We start from the raw sequence: 15,825 nt of genomic DNA, 5'->3' as shown, positions 1-15,825 counted from the left end.
CTTGTTTTTGTCCATGAAAAGATCATCATAATTTACCTTATTTAGTAAATTATTCTTCATTACATTTCATGTCAGATTCAATGCATGCTTAATGTCATAAGTCAGATTAACATCCTGGGCATACACACGCTCGGCAACACTGCCTAATCCGTATTTCACCTTAAATGTTTCCCCTGCCGAAATTGAGCTTACCCCGGTCGTCAAGGTCGTCGTATTCCCGAACCCGGTTCCAGCTGTAATATCTGCCAATTTCCAAATTTGCAGCTTTAACGGCAAGGTATATGTAACCCTATCAGGAAGATAATTTATCGTATAGTAGGTAATCAGGACCTCATCGCGATAGGTTGTTAACGATGGATACGCATATACTCCCGTATTGGTCGGCTCAAGATTCAGGAAATTTGTCCAGGTCTCTCCTTCATCGTTGGAAACCGCCATTGTTAAAGGCCTGCGGTCTTCTGTAGGAGAGTTGTTCCATATTAACAACAATGGCCCCATGCCGTTATCCGGAATTCGTTTAATCATGTGTGGAGCATACGGAGATTGTAAATCCGTTATGATCGGCTCGCCCCAGGTTTCCCCTTCGTCTTCCGAATATGCTTTAATAATGTGTCCCTGCATCGTACGGATCAGGATCATGAGACGATGATCTTTCAGCTCGACAAGCACTGGTTCTGCAGGGTAGCCTGTTGTCCAATTGACAAAATCACCAAATTGCCACGTCTCTCCCTCGTCATCCGAATAAATCGTGAATGCACCTACTTTGCCTGGAATCGATTCCGTGTCGCCTCCGAGAGGGATAATGATCCTGCCGGAGCTCAGGACAACGGCACGATCGTTCGCCGTAGTTTGAAAGCCAGCAAGCGGTGTCATTTGCAACGGTTCATCCCAAGTTCTGCCTTCATCGTAAGAACGAATCATGTACATATAGATATGCGCGCTATCGTCCTGCTTGGCGAAAAACAAAGCAAGTGCTCCTGACTTCAATCTGACGATACCTTGATTCATTACGTTTTTCACACCAATATTTTCCTGAATCAAATAACTCTCTCCCCACGTTCTACCGCCGTCTTGGGAAATTTTGCCCGAAATGACGCCGGGAGAATCATCTTCGACATCGGTATAATTATCAAAGGTGAGCAAGAGTTCGTTGTTTTTCAATTCAATAATCGCGCCGTTAAATGCCCGCTTTGTAACTGTGTTTTCATTGGCCTGCACAACGACCGACTCGAACACCGGGTTCACTGCTCTGTTAGGGTCTATCTGAGCGTAAGCTTGTAAAGAACCTGCAAACAATGACAACATTAACGTTAACAAAAGCATAATTCTGAATTTCTTCATTTACCCAACCTCCAAATTTTATATTGCTCGCAAAATTCATTGGTGTGTAGAAGCATCGGTTAGCGCAAGCGATTTGCGATAATTCAAAAATTCGTCTTCCAGAACGCTATTTACCTGGGCAATCTTCCAGCGCAAATGTGCCTCGTCTGTCATATAATCCATGCTGGGCTCCCACCCGAGCCGGGAATCGGCGTTCACAAGCGGAATCGCGGCCTCCGCATTGGCAATTTCCTGCAGAGCCAGCTGCTCCATCTCATCTAAGATGGCACCGGCCATTACCGGATGAGGTTCATTGAACAAGCGCTGCTTCAGCTTCCACCATTGCTTGATATGGATCGCTGTCTGCACAACATGGACAATAAATTGGTTCATCACCAGCAGCCGGCTGCCTTCTTCCTGCTTCCTGGCAGATGTGAAGCCAAGAGCCTCTTCCAGACAGGCGTTTCCTTGCCGCCACAGAGCGGCCATGCGTTCCAGGCTGGCGATTTCCACATCATAGCGGGCTCTTCCGAGCGATTGTCGAGCCCCTTCTGCGGGCTCGTAGGGGACGCTAACAATTTGGCTGCCAAACAATGCATGCCAGGAAGAAGGAATGCTGACTTTTTTACGGAACGTAAAGGGATAAGAAGGTCCAATCCGAAAAGGTCCGTATTGATCTTCATTCGTAGGAATGTAGTTACGAATCCCCTCGCTCCAATGCCGCCATGCCTCCAGCACATGCGGTACTGCCTCCTTGCTGAAGTCTCGCTGCGCTATCGCAGTGAACGTGTCTTCCGCTGTGGGGCTCGGACTCCAATACGTCCATTTCGTAATATCACTGACGAACGACGGCCACCAGCCAAAGTGATGAGACTCCATCAGTCCGGATAAGCCCCAATCTGCCTGCGCCTTGATCAGAGCGGCATGCCTTCTCGCCCATTGGTAAGGAACCGGCTCATAAGGAATTACACCGATATCCCAGGTCAGCCCACCTGTATTGCACATCGTATATAACTTAATTCCCCTCTCACTCGCGGCCTGCGCTTCGCTGCTGAAATATTGTCCAGGCCCTTCGAACGAAATGGTATAATCGACGCAAACATTCGTGACATGCTCATGCTTGATCTGCTCGAACATTTCGAACGTAACCTGCAGCGTGATATCTTCCGGCAAAGAGCGAATCAGCTTCAAGCGCTCCTCTTCCGGTGCCCAGCCCCAGTTGTACGTCCAAAACACGATCTCCGCTTCTTCATTATGCTTGCGGATCACCTTCTTCAGCATATTCAGCCACTCGGGATAATCATAGCAAGGCCACCAGCCGGGGCTCGGCTTCGTTTGCGGCTGATCGGCAGGCCATTCCAGACGCAGTATGCCTGTAGTATTCGGATCCTTACTCGGGAACTCACAGGATTCCCCGACGAAAATAATGCCTTTAAACCCCGGGCATGCTTCAAAAATACGGCCGTAGGTACTATCGTAATACGATTCCGCTCCCGGATCATCGGGATGCTTGCGGTTGGTCATATAGCTGTACATATACACGTCAAGGCCATACAAAGCAGCGCGGTTCACCAAATAATTGAAATCCTGATAGCCCTCCGGCGTCCGGTCCACATCCTCGACAAAGATCAGAATGGCGTCAATGCCAGAATGGGTCATCGCATTCAGATGCGCGTCCGGGTAGCGGTCGAGTCCCCAGCCGGAATGAGCCATGCGCGGGGAAAAGATAGGCTCCCGCACAATATCCTGCTCCCGGATGAAGGGCGCTTCGCGCAGATTCATCAGGTCCTCCAGATAGTAGCTGCCTTGTCCGGCACCCCGGTCGTCGCAGCCGCAGACCACAATCCGGCTTCCTGCTGCCAGGATGCGGTAGCTGCGAGGTTTAGTGAGACTGCTCCCCAACGCGGCTGGGATTCCTGCTCCAGGCACTTCTGATGCCCCTGATAGGTCCGCAATATCAAGGATACTCACACCAGACAACTCCTCTTTCGTGGCGAGAACGATGACCCGTTCTCCGGCTGCCGCCATTTCGTCAATCTGGGATACCCGGTGAAGCATTACCGGTACCTGCATGCTCACAAGCAGATAATCCTGCAGATCCTTCGCTACCTGGAGCACCAGCGGTCCTGCCTGCCGGCTAATGACAATCTGCCAATCGCTGCCGATTACGATTTCGCCGTCCCCCGGTTCAATGTCCGGATCGCGCCGATCAGGCTTATGAACGACCTCTAATCGTTTGCGGAATTCATACTTTCTTTCCTTCATGATGAATACCTCCAGCAAATTTTTACTGTATTACACTGCTTCTGACATGAGTACTGCAATGAGCGACTGCAATGAGCCACTGCAATGAGTGACTGCATGAACTACATTTTGACCGAACCGGAAGATAACCCTTCCACAAACTGCTTGCTCGCAAAGATGAACATAATTAACAGCGGTATGGATGCAATCACATATCCTGCGAATAGGGGACCCCAATCGGTCGTAAACTGCTTCTGAAACACCATCAGCCCAATTGTCAGTGGCATCAGACGATCATCGTTGATCACCATCACCGGCCATATATAGTCGTTCCAGGTGTTCAATACATTGAGTACCCCCAGCGTGGCAATGATCGCTTTGGACAAGGGCAGCACAATTGAAAATAAAATCCTCATCTCACTGGCCCCATCGACCCTGGCCGCCTCGAACATTTCCTCCGATAAAGAAGAGAAGAAGGAGCGAAGAACAAAGATGCAGAAAACCTGCCCACTGGCAATATAAGGCCCCCACAAGCCGAGCCAGCTATTAAGAATGCGAAACTCAATAACCAGACTAAATAAAGGGACCATGGTCAAAGTGAAGGGGATCATCAACAGGGCAATGATCAGAAAGTATATTTTTTCTTTCATAAAGAAATGAATCCGGGCCAAAGGATATGCCGCCAGGCAGGAAATAACGAGCACGCCAATGACCGTTACCCCGCTGATCACAAAGCTGTTGCCAATATAAACATGGATCGCCTGCCAGGCTGCATCATAATTCTCCCAATGAAACGGAAATGTGACGCTCCAGCGCTGCAGATTAAACTGCGTCGAATCCTTGAAGGACAAGCTGAGCAGAACAAAAAATGGCAGGACAGTCAGAATACCGAAAAATAAAATAACTGTATGCCTGATCAAGAAAGCGCTATCTAAAGCTCTGTGTTTCATAGCTGTATAAGTCCCTCCCTTCCACTACTTGGGACTGAATTCGGTGGATGACTTCAAATATTTGTTGTTGATAATTGTAAGTGCAAAGATCAGAATGAATAAAATCACACCGACCGCACAGGCAAAGCCCATCCGATTATTGATCATGGCTTCCTGGTACATAACCAGTCCAGGAACTGTCGTCGAATACCCCGGACCGCCCCCGGTCAGCACAAGCTGTGTCTGGAAGCTCTGCAGACTCCCTATAATCGTCAAAATGAGAATCAGTTTAATTTGTGATATGACCAGCGGGAATTCAATTTTGTAAAACAGCCGGAAGCCCTTCGCTCCATCCACTGTAGCTGATTCAATGATTTCCTGCGGAATGCTCTGAAAACCGGCCAAAAAAATCAGAAGCGACACGCCGCTTACCCAGGGAAAGCCAATCAGCATCAGCGACACCAAAGCCGTATCCATACTGCCAAGCCAGAGCGGAAGATGCTCCTCCGGCACGCCAAGCAGAGAAAGCAGCGCATTCAGCATCCCTACATCCGGATTCAGGATAAATTGCCAGAGCAGGATGATGATCATCCCCGGGATGACGAGCGGAAACACAAACAGCATGCGGTACACATTCTGCAGCTTCTGATTCCGCACCTTATAAATCATCCGGGCTACAAGCAGCGGGAATATGATGGAGGCAACGACCTGAAACAAAGTAAGCCAAAGAAGGTTCCAGAATGCCTGAGAAAAAACCTTTGTTCCAAAAATTTCCCGAAAATTATCAAGACCATTAAACACTGGGGCGTTAAAGCCATTCCAGCTCGTGAACGAGTATACAAAAGCTGCGATTGCAGGGTAATAATTAAAGACAAGGATCATGGCCACCGTCGGCAGCAAAAATAAGAAAGCGATCAAGTTATTCTGTCTCTTAGGACGGCGAAAGCCCGTTCGTATCCCAACACCTGGAGGCATCCCCGTTTCGCTCGTCTGGCCCAATACGCACTCCTCCTAACTTCATCAATCTCAAGAACTGTTATTATTTCGCCTGTTCCTCTTGCGCAGCAATCGTTTCGTCTGCTCCCACATCATAGGCCTGTTTAATCTGTTTCAAATACTCATCCATACTAATCGAGTCGTTTAAGTAAAGCATCAGCGCATTCTCGAATTTATCCGAGAATGATCTGCCCATATACACATCATAAGCCTGGATCACAATAATAGGCAGATCCTCCTGAAATACTTCGTGGCCCTCAGGTGCTGTAGCCCCGATAATATTAGGCTCTGTCTGTGCTTCTTTCGCAAGCTTGGAAATGCTTTCCGGCTTACTTAAGAACATGAGATAATCTTTAATAATCTGCAGCTTATCCGGATCTTCCTTCTCCAGATAGCCCGGAATAATCCATTGACCTGGTCCCCATGGCCCAAGGATCTTAGCACCTTTCTCCGTGGAAAGCGGGGCAGATTCTTTCGTTACAACCGGGAAATTAAATGCTCCCCACTCAAACGGCAGGTTCATGGCTCTATACGCCGAGAATGTTCCGCTGCTGCCATACACCATGGCTGCTTTGCCTGAGGTAAACATCTCCGTCTGATCGTATTTGCTGGCATAACCTTTGGGCCAATACTGCATCCATTCCTTTATCATTGCAACCTCTTGCTTCAAGATTTCATTGTTCGGCAGCAGCCCGCTCTTCGTCGCATGGGCGATTTCAATGGGATCGACCCGGTTGTTCTTATTCTCATCCAGCTGATCAATTTGCCCGATCAGGAACTGGTTATGCAGCAGCGCTTCTGACCACGATGCATCACAACAGCCTTTGTTCACCATATTAAAAGCAAATGGAGTTACGCCGCTTGCCTTGATTTTGGCCTGTACGTCCATGAATTCTTTCCAGGTTTTCGGTACCTCAAGGTTCAGATCCTGAAATATTTTTTTATTATAGAAAATGGCAACTCCTACGCCATCAGCCGGAATATCATACAGCTTGCCGTTCGGAGCGCGCACCGAATCCAGTATACCGGCTACGAAGGTATCTCCCCATACTTTGTTGTCATTGTAAGGAGTAGGATCCTTCATCCATTCGTCTACCGGGTAAAACCAGCCTTTCTGATAATGATCCCATGTCGACTCGAAATTCAGCCAGAAAATATCCGGAGCATCCTTGGCCATCATACGAGCCTGCAGCCAGGCGTTGCGATCCTGGGTGTTCGGCACCTTCACCAGCTCAATCTTGACATTCGGGTGGAGCGCTTCATATTCTTTGTTTAGTTCATCCAGTGCTTTCTTTTCCGCAGGATTTTGGGCATCCGGCTTTCTTGGCAGATGTCCCTGCGGGTCGAATTTGATTACCCATTTCTTGCCGTCATCCACTGGCTTCACATTTCCTGTCTGAACAGCCCCTTCACTGTTTCCATTGCCGTCCCCCGTCGTGCCCTTGTCCGTCGTCGAGCCTTTGCCACCCGAGCAAGCTGAAAGCACCAGCATACAGATTGCAATCAGAGTGACCAGCAAGGTGAGCCTGCTTTGCTTATGCTGCTTTTTTTTCCTCATTCCCTAACCCCCCCGTTTACATGTAATTGAGTAAATGTACTGCTAATTAATATTCTAATAGCTGTCAAACGCATAATATAGGGCTGTAGTTTACTACTCTCTATGCTGGAATTGACTTTTATCCTTTTCGGCACTTCTAGGAACTGCCGCTATTCGTCCATTATTTGGCCTGCTGCTCCCGATATTCCTTAGGGCTTACACCTGCAATCCGTTTAAACAACTGGCTGAAATGAGAGGGATCTTTGAAACCGACCTCGTAGGCGATCAAGGATGTTTTAATGGCGGTATTGGCCAACAGTTGCTTCGCCTTTTCGATACGTATGCCCCACAACATGTCGCGAAAATTGATGCCTGCTTCCTTCTTGATCAGACGACACAGGTAAGAGTGATTGATGTGCAGCACCTTGGAGAGCGAGACAAGTGATATTTCTTCCTGGTAATGGGCTTCTAAATATTGATTCACGCTTTGGATGACACTATGGACCGACTCCTTGTTCAGTGCCCCAATTTTTTCGGCCATTTCCGCCAGCTTGCCCTCCAGAAATTTCAACAGGTCGGATAAAATATCGTAGGACAGAATTTGCTTATGTGTCTCAAGCCGCTCCTCCGCAGACCCTGAAAGCTGGTATCCCTCCATAATGCTTCCCGCACGTTCCATCAGTTCGACCGCATACTGCTGCACCTGATGCTTGCCAAGCCCTTTAGCCAGCATATCGCGATACACCGTCCGAAGAAAAGGGGAAATCCGCTCCTTGCTTCCTCCGTGGAGCAGCTCTGCCAAGTTCGCGACATGGATTTCATCCTTGCGCTTAGATTCGTCGCGGATCAGCGACAAGGCGTCGCTGGAAATGATGGAGCCCTTGCCAAGCAGCATCCTATAGTCCAGACATTCCTGAATTTGTTCAAGCCCTTTGCGCAAGTGAAGGACGGAGGACAGGATTTGACTGATGCCGATAGAAATACTATGTTCAAAAGAGTCCTGCAAATGGGAGATGATATCCCGGGCGATTTGCATGCTGTCCGTCTTCATATCCCACAATCTCCCGTCTGGCTGGAAAATAATCAGATATACGCCCTTCCGGTTCAGGCAGATCCAGAACCGGTACGGATAACGTGCCATCACGTGACAGGTCATCTCCCTCAGCATAAACAGGGAATGTGGATCACTGGCAGCGCCCGCCAGCTCGATATTATCGATTTCTATCGAAAATATCATCGTTTGCTTGCCGGCGACCTCAGACCATCCGGCCTGCTTCTCTATTTCGTCTGCATCCCCCTTCTCAGAAAGGAGCAGCCGCACCAGCTTTTCCTGATGCAGCCGTTCATCCACATTCGAATGATTGGCCCCTTCCATAACCAATTCCACGGCCTCCAGCAGCTCGCCCAGATCAATCGGCTTCGTGATGAAATCAATGGCCCCAAGCTTTAAGGCTTGCTTGGCATACATAAAATCATGAAAGGCTGAGATAAAAATAATATGTGTACGAGGATACAGAGCCCGGACCGCTTCTGCCAGCTGCATGCCATCCATCAGAGGCATACGAATGTCCGTAATAATTAAATCCGGCTTGCACAGATGCGCAAGCTGCAGCGCCTCCTGTCCGTTGCCGGCCTCTCCAACAATACTGCAGCCAAGCTGCTTCCACTCTTGAAGCTCAACCAAATGCCGGCGAATTAATTGCTCATCATCTACGATCATAACTTTCATAGGATATCTCTCTCCTTATTTTCAAGTGTGATAGGCAGTCGAATCCGGACTACCGTACCACTTGCGCCGTCAGCCCGTTTTTCCATAGAAACTCCATATTCCTGGCCATAATAAATTTTAATTCGCGATGTCACGTTATCGAGTCCAGTTCCGAGCCCGCTTGGAGAAGGCCTGGCAGTGAAGCCCGGACCGTCATCCTCCACCTCCAGCCAGAGATCATAGTCCTTTTCATAAGCCCGAATGGTGATCATTCCCGGCCGCCCTGTCTGATCGATGCCGTGAATAATGGCATTCTCGACAATGGGCTGGAGAATAAGCTTGGGCACTTTGATAGCGGACAGTTCCTCATCCATTTCCGTTTGCCAAATCAGGCGGTTTTTGTACCTGTATTTATGGAGCTGAAGATATGAGACGGCCAGATTGATTTCTGTTTTCAGCGGAATAAAATCCTCAATCGGTGAAATAGAGAAGCGCAGAATCCGGGACAACGTCTGGATCATGTCCGGCACTTCTTTCGAGCCGGCCTCGCCGGCCAAAATACTGACAGACTCCAAAGTGTTATACAGAAAATGGGGGTTCAGATGCATTTTAATCGCTTTCAAATCTGCTTCTTTTTTCAATAGCTCGGTTTTGTAGACCTTTTGAATCAGATTTTGCATCTCAGTGATTAGCCGGTTAAAGCTGTTACACAGCTGGGCAATCTCGTCGTGGGTACGAACTCCTTCCAGCAGCTTGAACTCTTCACGTTCCGCCATGCGCATCAGCCTGGCAAGTCTGACCAGCGGATTCGTAATGTAACGCAGGATAAATACAGTCAGAATGAGTACGACTATCCAGGCTGCTAAGGTAATACCTGCTGCAAAATAAGCCAGATCATTAATTTCTTTATTCAACATTTTTTTGGGGATCATACTGTAATAAACCAAGCCGGAATATAAAGAAATACGTTTGTTGACGATCGTATTTTTATCTTCCCCAGTCAGCCTCAACCGGGAGCCGATCGAGTCCAGGTCATGAGCAGAAAGAATTAAATCCCCAGAATTTGCAATATAAAAAGACTTATCCGAATAAGAAGCATACATCTCGAACACTTTATCCGGCTTTAAAGCGATCGAAATCATCCCGATATTTTTCTCCATGGCCACATTTTTGATTTCCATAGCTGACATCAGCCGCTGATTATCGGTGAAAAACGCCCAGCCCAGCTTTCCTGGAACTTCATGGGCTATATAGGTCAATGCCAGATAGCTCTCTACCTCAGTTGCCCCTTCGGAAGCATACACACTGCCGTTGTCCGCGAAAATATAAATAGCATCGATCATTTCATTTGCCGCCACTTCCAGGTTCAGCTGTTCCTTGAGCTGTTTCGTGTAAAGCGACTTTTCTTCTTTCGTTAAGGTAAACATTTCAGGATCTAATTCATTTTTGAGAATGCGGTTTGCATTCAGATCACGGGAAATATTGTCTGCCTTTTGTTCGAATAATTTTAAGATCCCGTCTATTTTATCCGCAGTCTCCACTAAGGTCTGGTTCGTTGTTTCCCTTATTTTCGTTTCGATAATTTCTGTCGAGCGGAAGTAAAATAAGCTGATAATCACGATCAGCGGCGTGACGACCAGCAGTGAATAAATAATGACCATTTTGTACAGCAATCTCGATGTCAAATGCATCCATAGACGACGAAATAGATTCATATAACCTCCCCATTTAAAAAAACAAATGCCCAGAAAGCCTGTTGTCTGTGTCGTCATGTCTAATTAATGTCTGGATTTCCATTATAGCACGAAATAAAACCGCTGAACTTCCATTTGTTTGGAAGCCAGCGGCTAACATCAATTACAGGGAAGTCCTTAAACCTTCAAGCGACGTTCAAAAGCCCTCGGAATGAGCGCCAAAGCGACAATTCCTAAAATAACCGTAAAGATGATCGATAGCGGCAGATAAAGAACTGGAACATTAAACAAGTTAAACGACTTATAGCTTTCAATCAGCATTCTGCTCGCCAAGATTTTGGAAGGAAATAAAAGCAGCATTTTCCCTAAAACTCCAGGTAGGGTGATGAATGGCAATATAATCATAGCCACAGCAAAGCCAAGACTAGTTAGACTGCTCCTAAATGCAGCAGAAATCAATGCCGTGAGCAGCAGCAGTCCACACGCTCCCATTAATGCAATTGCATACTGCAAGAAAAATCCCTGGAGCTGTGTCATTGCATAAGGACTATCACCAAAGAGATAGTAACTATTCAGTGGTGCGTCCCAGCCAACAAAGCCAAACGGCAGACAGCATAGTAAAATGCACACTCCATAAAAAGCTGTAACCCAACCAACCGTAAAGATTAGCCCCGCCATTAATTTAACAGCGACAATCTTTCGCCTTCCATACCTGCTGGATAAAATAAGCGCGTCCATTCTGTAGCTTGCCTCTCCGGCATACAGCGGCGCTAGCGCCAGCACCAGGACAAGACCAATAAACAGCATGCCCGGGTTATCCGAAATAAGGAGGAACAGGTTTTCCCAGCTGCTTGTTACATAAAAACCAGGTGGATCTAATCGCTCCATCATGGTGAGCTTTTTATTTATATCCTTGTAGACGTAGGTTTCCTTTTCTCCCTTGGATTCCAATTGCATCTTCTGCGCTCTCAATTCGTTCAGCCCACTATTGAAGAGGTTCGCGCGATAGCCCGCTGAGGCATATTTTTGCTGGAAAATACGCTCTATTTTCTCTTCATCCGTGCCTATGCTGTCCTCTGCCCGCTCCAATTTCAGACTAGGTGCATAGCGTTCAGCCAAATCAGCCCTGACAGGGCCTAGATGGGCAGCGATGAGCTCAGGCTTCGCCTTATTTACCGCTAAAATGCTATTCATCCCGGAGGGGTAATACTCCATGAAAAAAATAAGCGTAATTGCCAAACACGCGAGCATGGCTACCCAGACTCTGCGGATCAAAATTTTACGAAGTTCAAACCTGACCAACCTTTTCATTCGAGTATACGCTCCTTCTGAGACCCATTATACGAACTAGCGGGTATTGAACCTATTAAACCTGTTAAACCTTCAAACGGCGTTCAAAAGCTTTTGGAATCAACACCAAGATCACTATGCCTAAAATGACCATGACGATGATCGACAGCGGCAGATAAAGGACAGGATTGTTAAACAAGTTGAACGACTTGTAGCTTTCAATCAACTTTCTGCTCGCCAAGATATGAGTTGGAAATAGCAGCATTATTTTTCCCAAAACCCCTGGGAAGGTGATCAGTGGCAGAATAACCAATACCAGTGCAAAACCCAGACTGCTAAAGCTGCTTCTGAATGCAGCGGAAATCAGTGCCGTGAGCAGCAGCAGTCCACATGACCCCATTAAAGCAATTGCATATTGCAGCAAAAATCCCTGGAGCTGTGTCATTGCATAAGGGCTATCATTCAAGTAACTGTTCAACGGCGCATCCCAGCCAACAAAGCCAAACGGCATACAGCTCAGCAGGGCACATCCCCCATAAAAAGCTGTAACCCAACCAACCGTAAAGAGCAGGCCTGCCAATAATTTAGCAGCGACAATGTTCCGCCTTCCATACCTGCTGGATAAAATTAGCGCATCCATTCTGTAGCTTGCCTCTCCAGCATATAGAGGCGCTAGCGCCAGCACCAGGACAAAACCGATAAACAGCGTGGCAGGGCTATTGGACATAAAGCGGAACAGATTATCCCAATCCGTTGTCACATAAAAGCCAGGTGGATCTAACCGCTCCATCATGCCGAGCTGTTTAGTGATATCCTTGTAGATATAGGTTCCCTCTTGTCCCTGGGATTCCATTAGGATTTTCTGGGCTCTCAATTCGTTTAACCCGCCATCGAAAAGGTTCGCGAGATAGGCCGCTGAGGCGTATTTTTGCTGGAAAATACGCTCTATTTTCTCTTCATCTGTGCCTATGCTGTCCTCCGCCCGCTCCAATTTCAGAGTAGGCGCGTATCGTTCAGCCAAATCAGCCCGCACCGGGCCCAAATGGGCAGCGATGAGCTCCGGCTTCTGCTTGTTTACCGCTAAAATGCTATTCATCCCCGACGGGTAATGATCTATGAAAAAAATAGCCGAAATAACCAGACACGCAACTATGGCCAGCCAGACTCTGCGGATCAACATTTTGCGAAGTTCAAAGCTAACCAACCTTATCATTTAGGCATTCTCTCCCCCGGAGACTGAAAGTAGTTCATATATACATCTTCCAGACACGGACTTACTTGCACAGCATGATCGCAGGGAGCATGCCTGCTGACCACTCGCAGCTCCAGCCCGGCATCCATCTGCTGCATATTGACCACTGTGCCCCGCTCCTCTATTTGCGCCAGCAGCCGCGATGGAACAATCGCTTGCCACACTTGTCCTTGCAGCTCAGAGGTTAATTCTCCAATTGTTCCTTGACGGAGCAGCTTTCCCTGCCCCATCAGCAGCACCTGCTTCGCAATATGGTCGACGTCAGGAACAATATGGGTGGACAAAATAACGATGCGCTCGCTCGATATTTCCGATATCAGATTCCGGAAGCGTACACGCTCCATAGGATCAAGCCCGACAGTTGGCTCGTCCAAAATAAGAATATGCGGATTATTAAGCAGGGCTTGAGCGATACCAAGCCTCCGCTTCATGCCGCCGGAATATTTGCCGCATTTTTTGTCCAGCTCCCCGGACAGATTCAGCGTTTGGGCCAGCACCTCCATCCGCTCGCTTGCTTCCTTCTTGGTCAGCCCTTTAAGTGCTGCAACATAATACAAGAAATCACGCGCAGTGAAGTGACTGTACATACCCAACTCCTGGGGCAGGTAGCCTAGCTGGGCACGGTATTGATCCCCCATGGCATTCTTATCCTGCCCATTCAGCAGAACTTGACCGCTGGTTGGCGTCAGCACATCGGCTACAATGCGCATCAGCGTTGTTTTCCCTGTTCCATTAGGCCCCAGAAGGCCGTAAACACCTGGCGTCATAGAGATCGATATTTGTTTCAAAATATGTTTCCTGCCGAAATTGTGTACGATATTTTGCAGCTTAAGCTCCAAGCAAGAACCCTCCCTTTTTCAAATATTTTCCATTCATTAACATAGCTCCGCCCAGCAGTACAGCCGCTGCAATGGCAAGTCCCCAGAGCCAAAACAACTCGACCGAGGCCGTCCATACAGCTATCGGTTCCCCTGATAAGAGAATCAGCCAAAAGACAGGAAGCAGTACGAGAACGGAAGCAAGTTGTCCTACGCTGCGTATACGTGCAGATAAAATCAGGGCAATGGCTGCATTAACAAGTGTCGGGATACACCACAGCAAAGCTACCCGCGACAGCACCTCTTCGCCCCACAATGGAAAAAAAGCAACTGTGACGATCTCATTAAGCACTAATGACACTACACCTACCAACAGAAATCGGGCCTGCACATACCATTGCAGCGGAATCCGAAGACTGCGCGTAAGCTCTCCCATCCCACAAAGCGCATGCCGGGCGGTATTGGATACAACTACCAGCAGTGGAATACAGCCGACGACCGGTAGAATCAGCATCGGAGGGAGTACCTTGCCGACATTCAAAACCAGGAAGCCTAATGCGAATAACAGTACTCCCCACACAACATCTCTCCAAAGTCCCTGCAAAAAAAGAATCCTTGCCATTTGCTGCAAATTCAGAGGAGTAGGGCTTACAAGTGAAGGGAGTACGCGCTTCTCCCTCGACCTGCGCCAGCCTGCCATGGCTTCCTCGACAAAGCCCCCTGGCAGCGGCGGCTCAGGCATTAGCTGAAGATGTCTCACTATCTCGTCGACGGCGTCGTTCGTCAGATCGTCCTGCGGATCGAGCTTTAAATCCTCTTGATGATTGCGATTGTTTTTTTGATTCGGATTAAGTTTATCCATCATCTAAATTCTCCTTTCCTCTGTGGATGGGATGGGTGAGATGGGTGAGATTGGTGAGATGGGCTAGACGGGTGAGACGACTGAGACTGCAGAGATGGATGTGAGCGTTGCTCACCCGATGAGCCTCTCAGCATATCACGCAGCTTGATCAGCGACCGTCTTACCCTCGATTTCACCGTCGATTCCGATTCTGCCGTCACCGCCGCGATCTCGGTGAAGGTCAGCTCACTTTTATATCTTAGAAGCAGCGCGTCGCGCTGATCCTCCGGCAGTGATTGAATAGCCGTGTATACCTGCTTAATCTCTTCCCGCATAAGGACACCATCGAGAAAATCGCCCTCAGCAGGAACGTGATCCGTTAAGTTTTCATTCAGGCCTGCCTGCCTGACAGCTTTACTGCGAAAGTGATCAATGCAAATATGATGAGCAATCGTCATCAGCCACACCAGAAAGCTGCCCTGCTCACTGTTAAAAGTATGCAGCTTGGCCCATGCTTTCTCATAGGCCATCTGTGATAAATCCCATGCCAGATCGGCATCATGCACCTTCCACCTTACGAAGCGATAAATATCATCATAAGTATGGCGAATCAACAGTTCTACCGCGGCCTCATTCCCCTGCTGTGCCTGTACAACCCATTTGTCTTCTTTGATTTACCTTCCTCTCCTCTCTTTTTCAATCACTTTTCCAATCAATGTTTCAATCACGCTTTCACTCTCTCATCGTCCAAAACTCTCTCTCTCTTTCTGGCTACTTAATACTACGAGATTTCAAATTAAATAGATGCATCGGCGTATTCAATTTATTATTCATTTATTTCAAAACGCTAAAATGCCCACAACCCGTCAGGTGTGAGCTATTTGTGCAGCTAAACTAGCCTCATTCCATCTTCCAGCTGCAATCGCACGAACATCAAGCTCAAATAGACAGCTAGCAAGGTTTTTTCTCTGGATTGGGGGAGATTCGTAGCGGGCAAAGGCGCTGGGGATGAAGAGCTGAGAGGATCTGCTGCTTTAACGATGTTTTTCATCGCTAAAAGCACCAGGTCGCCTCTCCAACCTTACTTTAACGATGAAAAACATCGTTAAAATCCCTTTTATCCCCCTAAAGGGGCCATACCTGCTCATATAACGATGAAAATCATCACTAAAGTGGCTGATTGACCTGGAGACACC

At 47.9% G+C, this 15,825-nt stretch carries 13 protein-coding genes; all 13 read right to left on the bottom strand.

Annotation, left to right across the window (positions count from 1 at the left end):
- Positions 1-66 precede the first annotated feature (66 nt).
- The gene (locus J2Z66_RS29435) at positions 67-1,341 is read right to left on the bottom strand and encodes a sialidase family protein (RefSeq protein ID WP_209976324.1); all 1,275 of its coding nucleotides are present in this window, start codon (positions 1,339-1,341) and stop codon (positions 67-69) included.
- A 36-nt stretch (positions 1,342-1,377) separates the two neighbouring features.
- Positions 1,378-3,585 carry a hypothetical protein gene (locus tag J2Z66_RS29430; RefSeq protein ID WP_209976323.1) on the bottom strand — a complete coding sequence of 736 codons (2,208 nt, stop codon included), beginning with the start codon at positions 3,583-3,585 and terminating at the stop codon, positions 1,378-1,380.
- A gap of 101 nt (positions 3,586-3,686) precedes the next feature.
- Positions 3,687-4,514 (bottom strand): carbohydrate ABC transporter permease, encoded by an 828-nt coding sequence (locus tag J2Z66_RS29425; protein WP_209976322.1) that lies wholly within the window; start codon positions 4,512-4,514, stop codon positions 3,687-3,689.
- A gap of 24 nt (positions 4,515-4,538) precedes the next feature.
- A complete protein-coding gene (locus J2Z66_RS29420) occupies positions 4,539-5,492 on the bottom strand; it encodes a carbohydrate ABC transporter permease (protein ID WP_209976321.1) in 954 nt (317 codons plus the stop codon).
- A gap of 40 nt (positions 5,493-5,532) precedes the next feature.
- Positions 5,533-7,047 (bottom strand): ABC transporter substrate-binding protein, encoded by a 1,515-nt coding sequence (locus J2Z66_RS29415; protein WP_209976320.1) that lies wholly within the window; start codon positions 7,045-7,047, stop codon positions 5,533-5,535.
- A 160-nt stretch (positions 7,048-7,207) separates the two neighbouring features.
- Entirely contained in the window at positions 7,208-8,755 is a 1,548-nt protein-coding gene (locus tag J2Z66_RS29410; protein ID WP_209976319.1) for a response regulator, read from the bottom strand.
- The gene (locus J2Z66_RS29405) at positions 8,752-10,449 is read right to left on the bottom strand and encodes a sensor histidine kinase (RefSeq protein WP_209976318.1); all 1,698 of its coding nucleotides are present in this window, start codon (positions 10,447-10,449) and stop codon (positions 8,752-8,754) included. Before J2Z66_RS29405 ends, J2Z66_RS29410 begins: the two co-directional genes overlap by 4 nt.
- Before the next feature lie 156 nt (positions 10,450-10,605).
- On the bottom strand, positions 10,606-11,739 hold the full coding sequence (locus J2Z66_RS29400; protein ID WP_209976317.1) for an ABC transporter permease: 1,134 nt from the start codon (positions 11,737-11,739) through the stop codon (positions 10,606-10,608).
- 64 nt (positions 11,740-11,803) lie between these two features.
- A complete protein-coding gene (locus tag J2Z66_RS29395; protein ID WP_209976316.1) occupies positions 11,804-12,931 on the bottom strand; it encodes an ABC transporter permease subunit in 1,128 nt (375 codons plus the stop codon).
- A complete protein-coding gene (locus J2Z66_RS29390; protein WP_209976315.1) occupies positions 12,928-13,809 on the bottom strand; it encodes an ABC transporter ATP-binding protein in 882 nt (293 codons plus the stop codon). Before J2Z66_RS29390 ends, J2Z66_RS29395 begins: the two co-directional genes overlap by 4 nt.
- The gene (locus J2Z66_RS29385; protein ID WP_209976314.1) at positions 13,799-14,653 is read right to left on the bottom strand and encodes a hypothetical protein; all 855 of its coding nucleotides are present in this window, start codon (positions 14,651-14,653) and stop codon (positions 13,799-13,801) included. Before J2Z66_RS29385 ends, J2Z66_RS29390 begins: the two co-directional genes overlap by 11 nt.
- A complete protein-coding gene (locus J2Z66_RS29380; protein WP_209976336.1) occupies positions 14,650-15,303 on the bottom strand; it encodes an RNA polymerase sigma factor in 654 nt (217 codons plus the stop codon). The genes J2Z66_RS29385 and J2Z66_RS29380 overlap by 4 nt, the downstream gene beginning before the upstream one ends.
- Before the next feature lie 215 nt (positions 15,304-15,518).
- A complete protein-coding gene (locus J2Z66_RS29375) occupies positions 15,519-15,680 on the bottom strand; it encodes a hypothetical protein (protein ID WP_209976313.1) in 162 nt (53 codons plus the stop codon).
- Positions 15,681-15,825 lie beyond the last annotated feature (145 nt).

The sequence above is a fragment of the Paenibacillus eucommiae genome (assembly GCF_017874215.1).
Classification (GTDB): Bacteria; Bacillota; Bacilli; order Paenibacillales; family NBRC-103111; genus Paenibacillus_AI; species Paenibacillus_AI eucommiae.
Note: the sequence above shows the minus strand (reverse complement) of the source record. Positions and strands in the feature narration are given on the sequence as shown.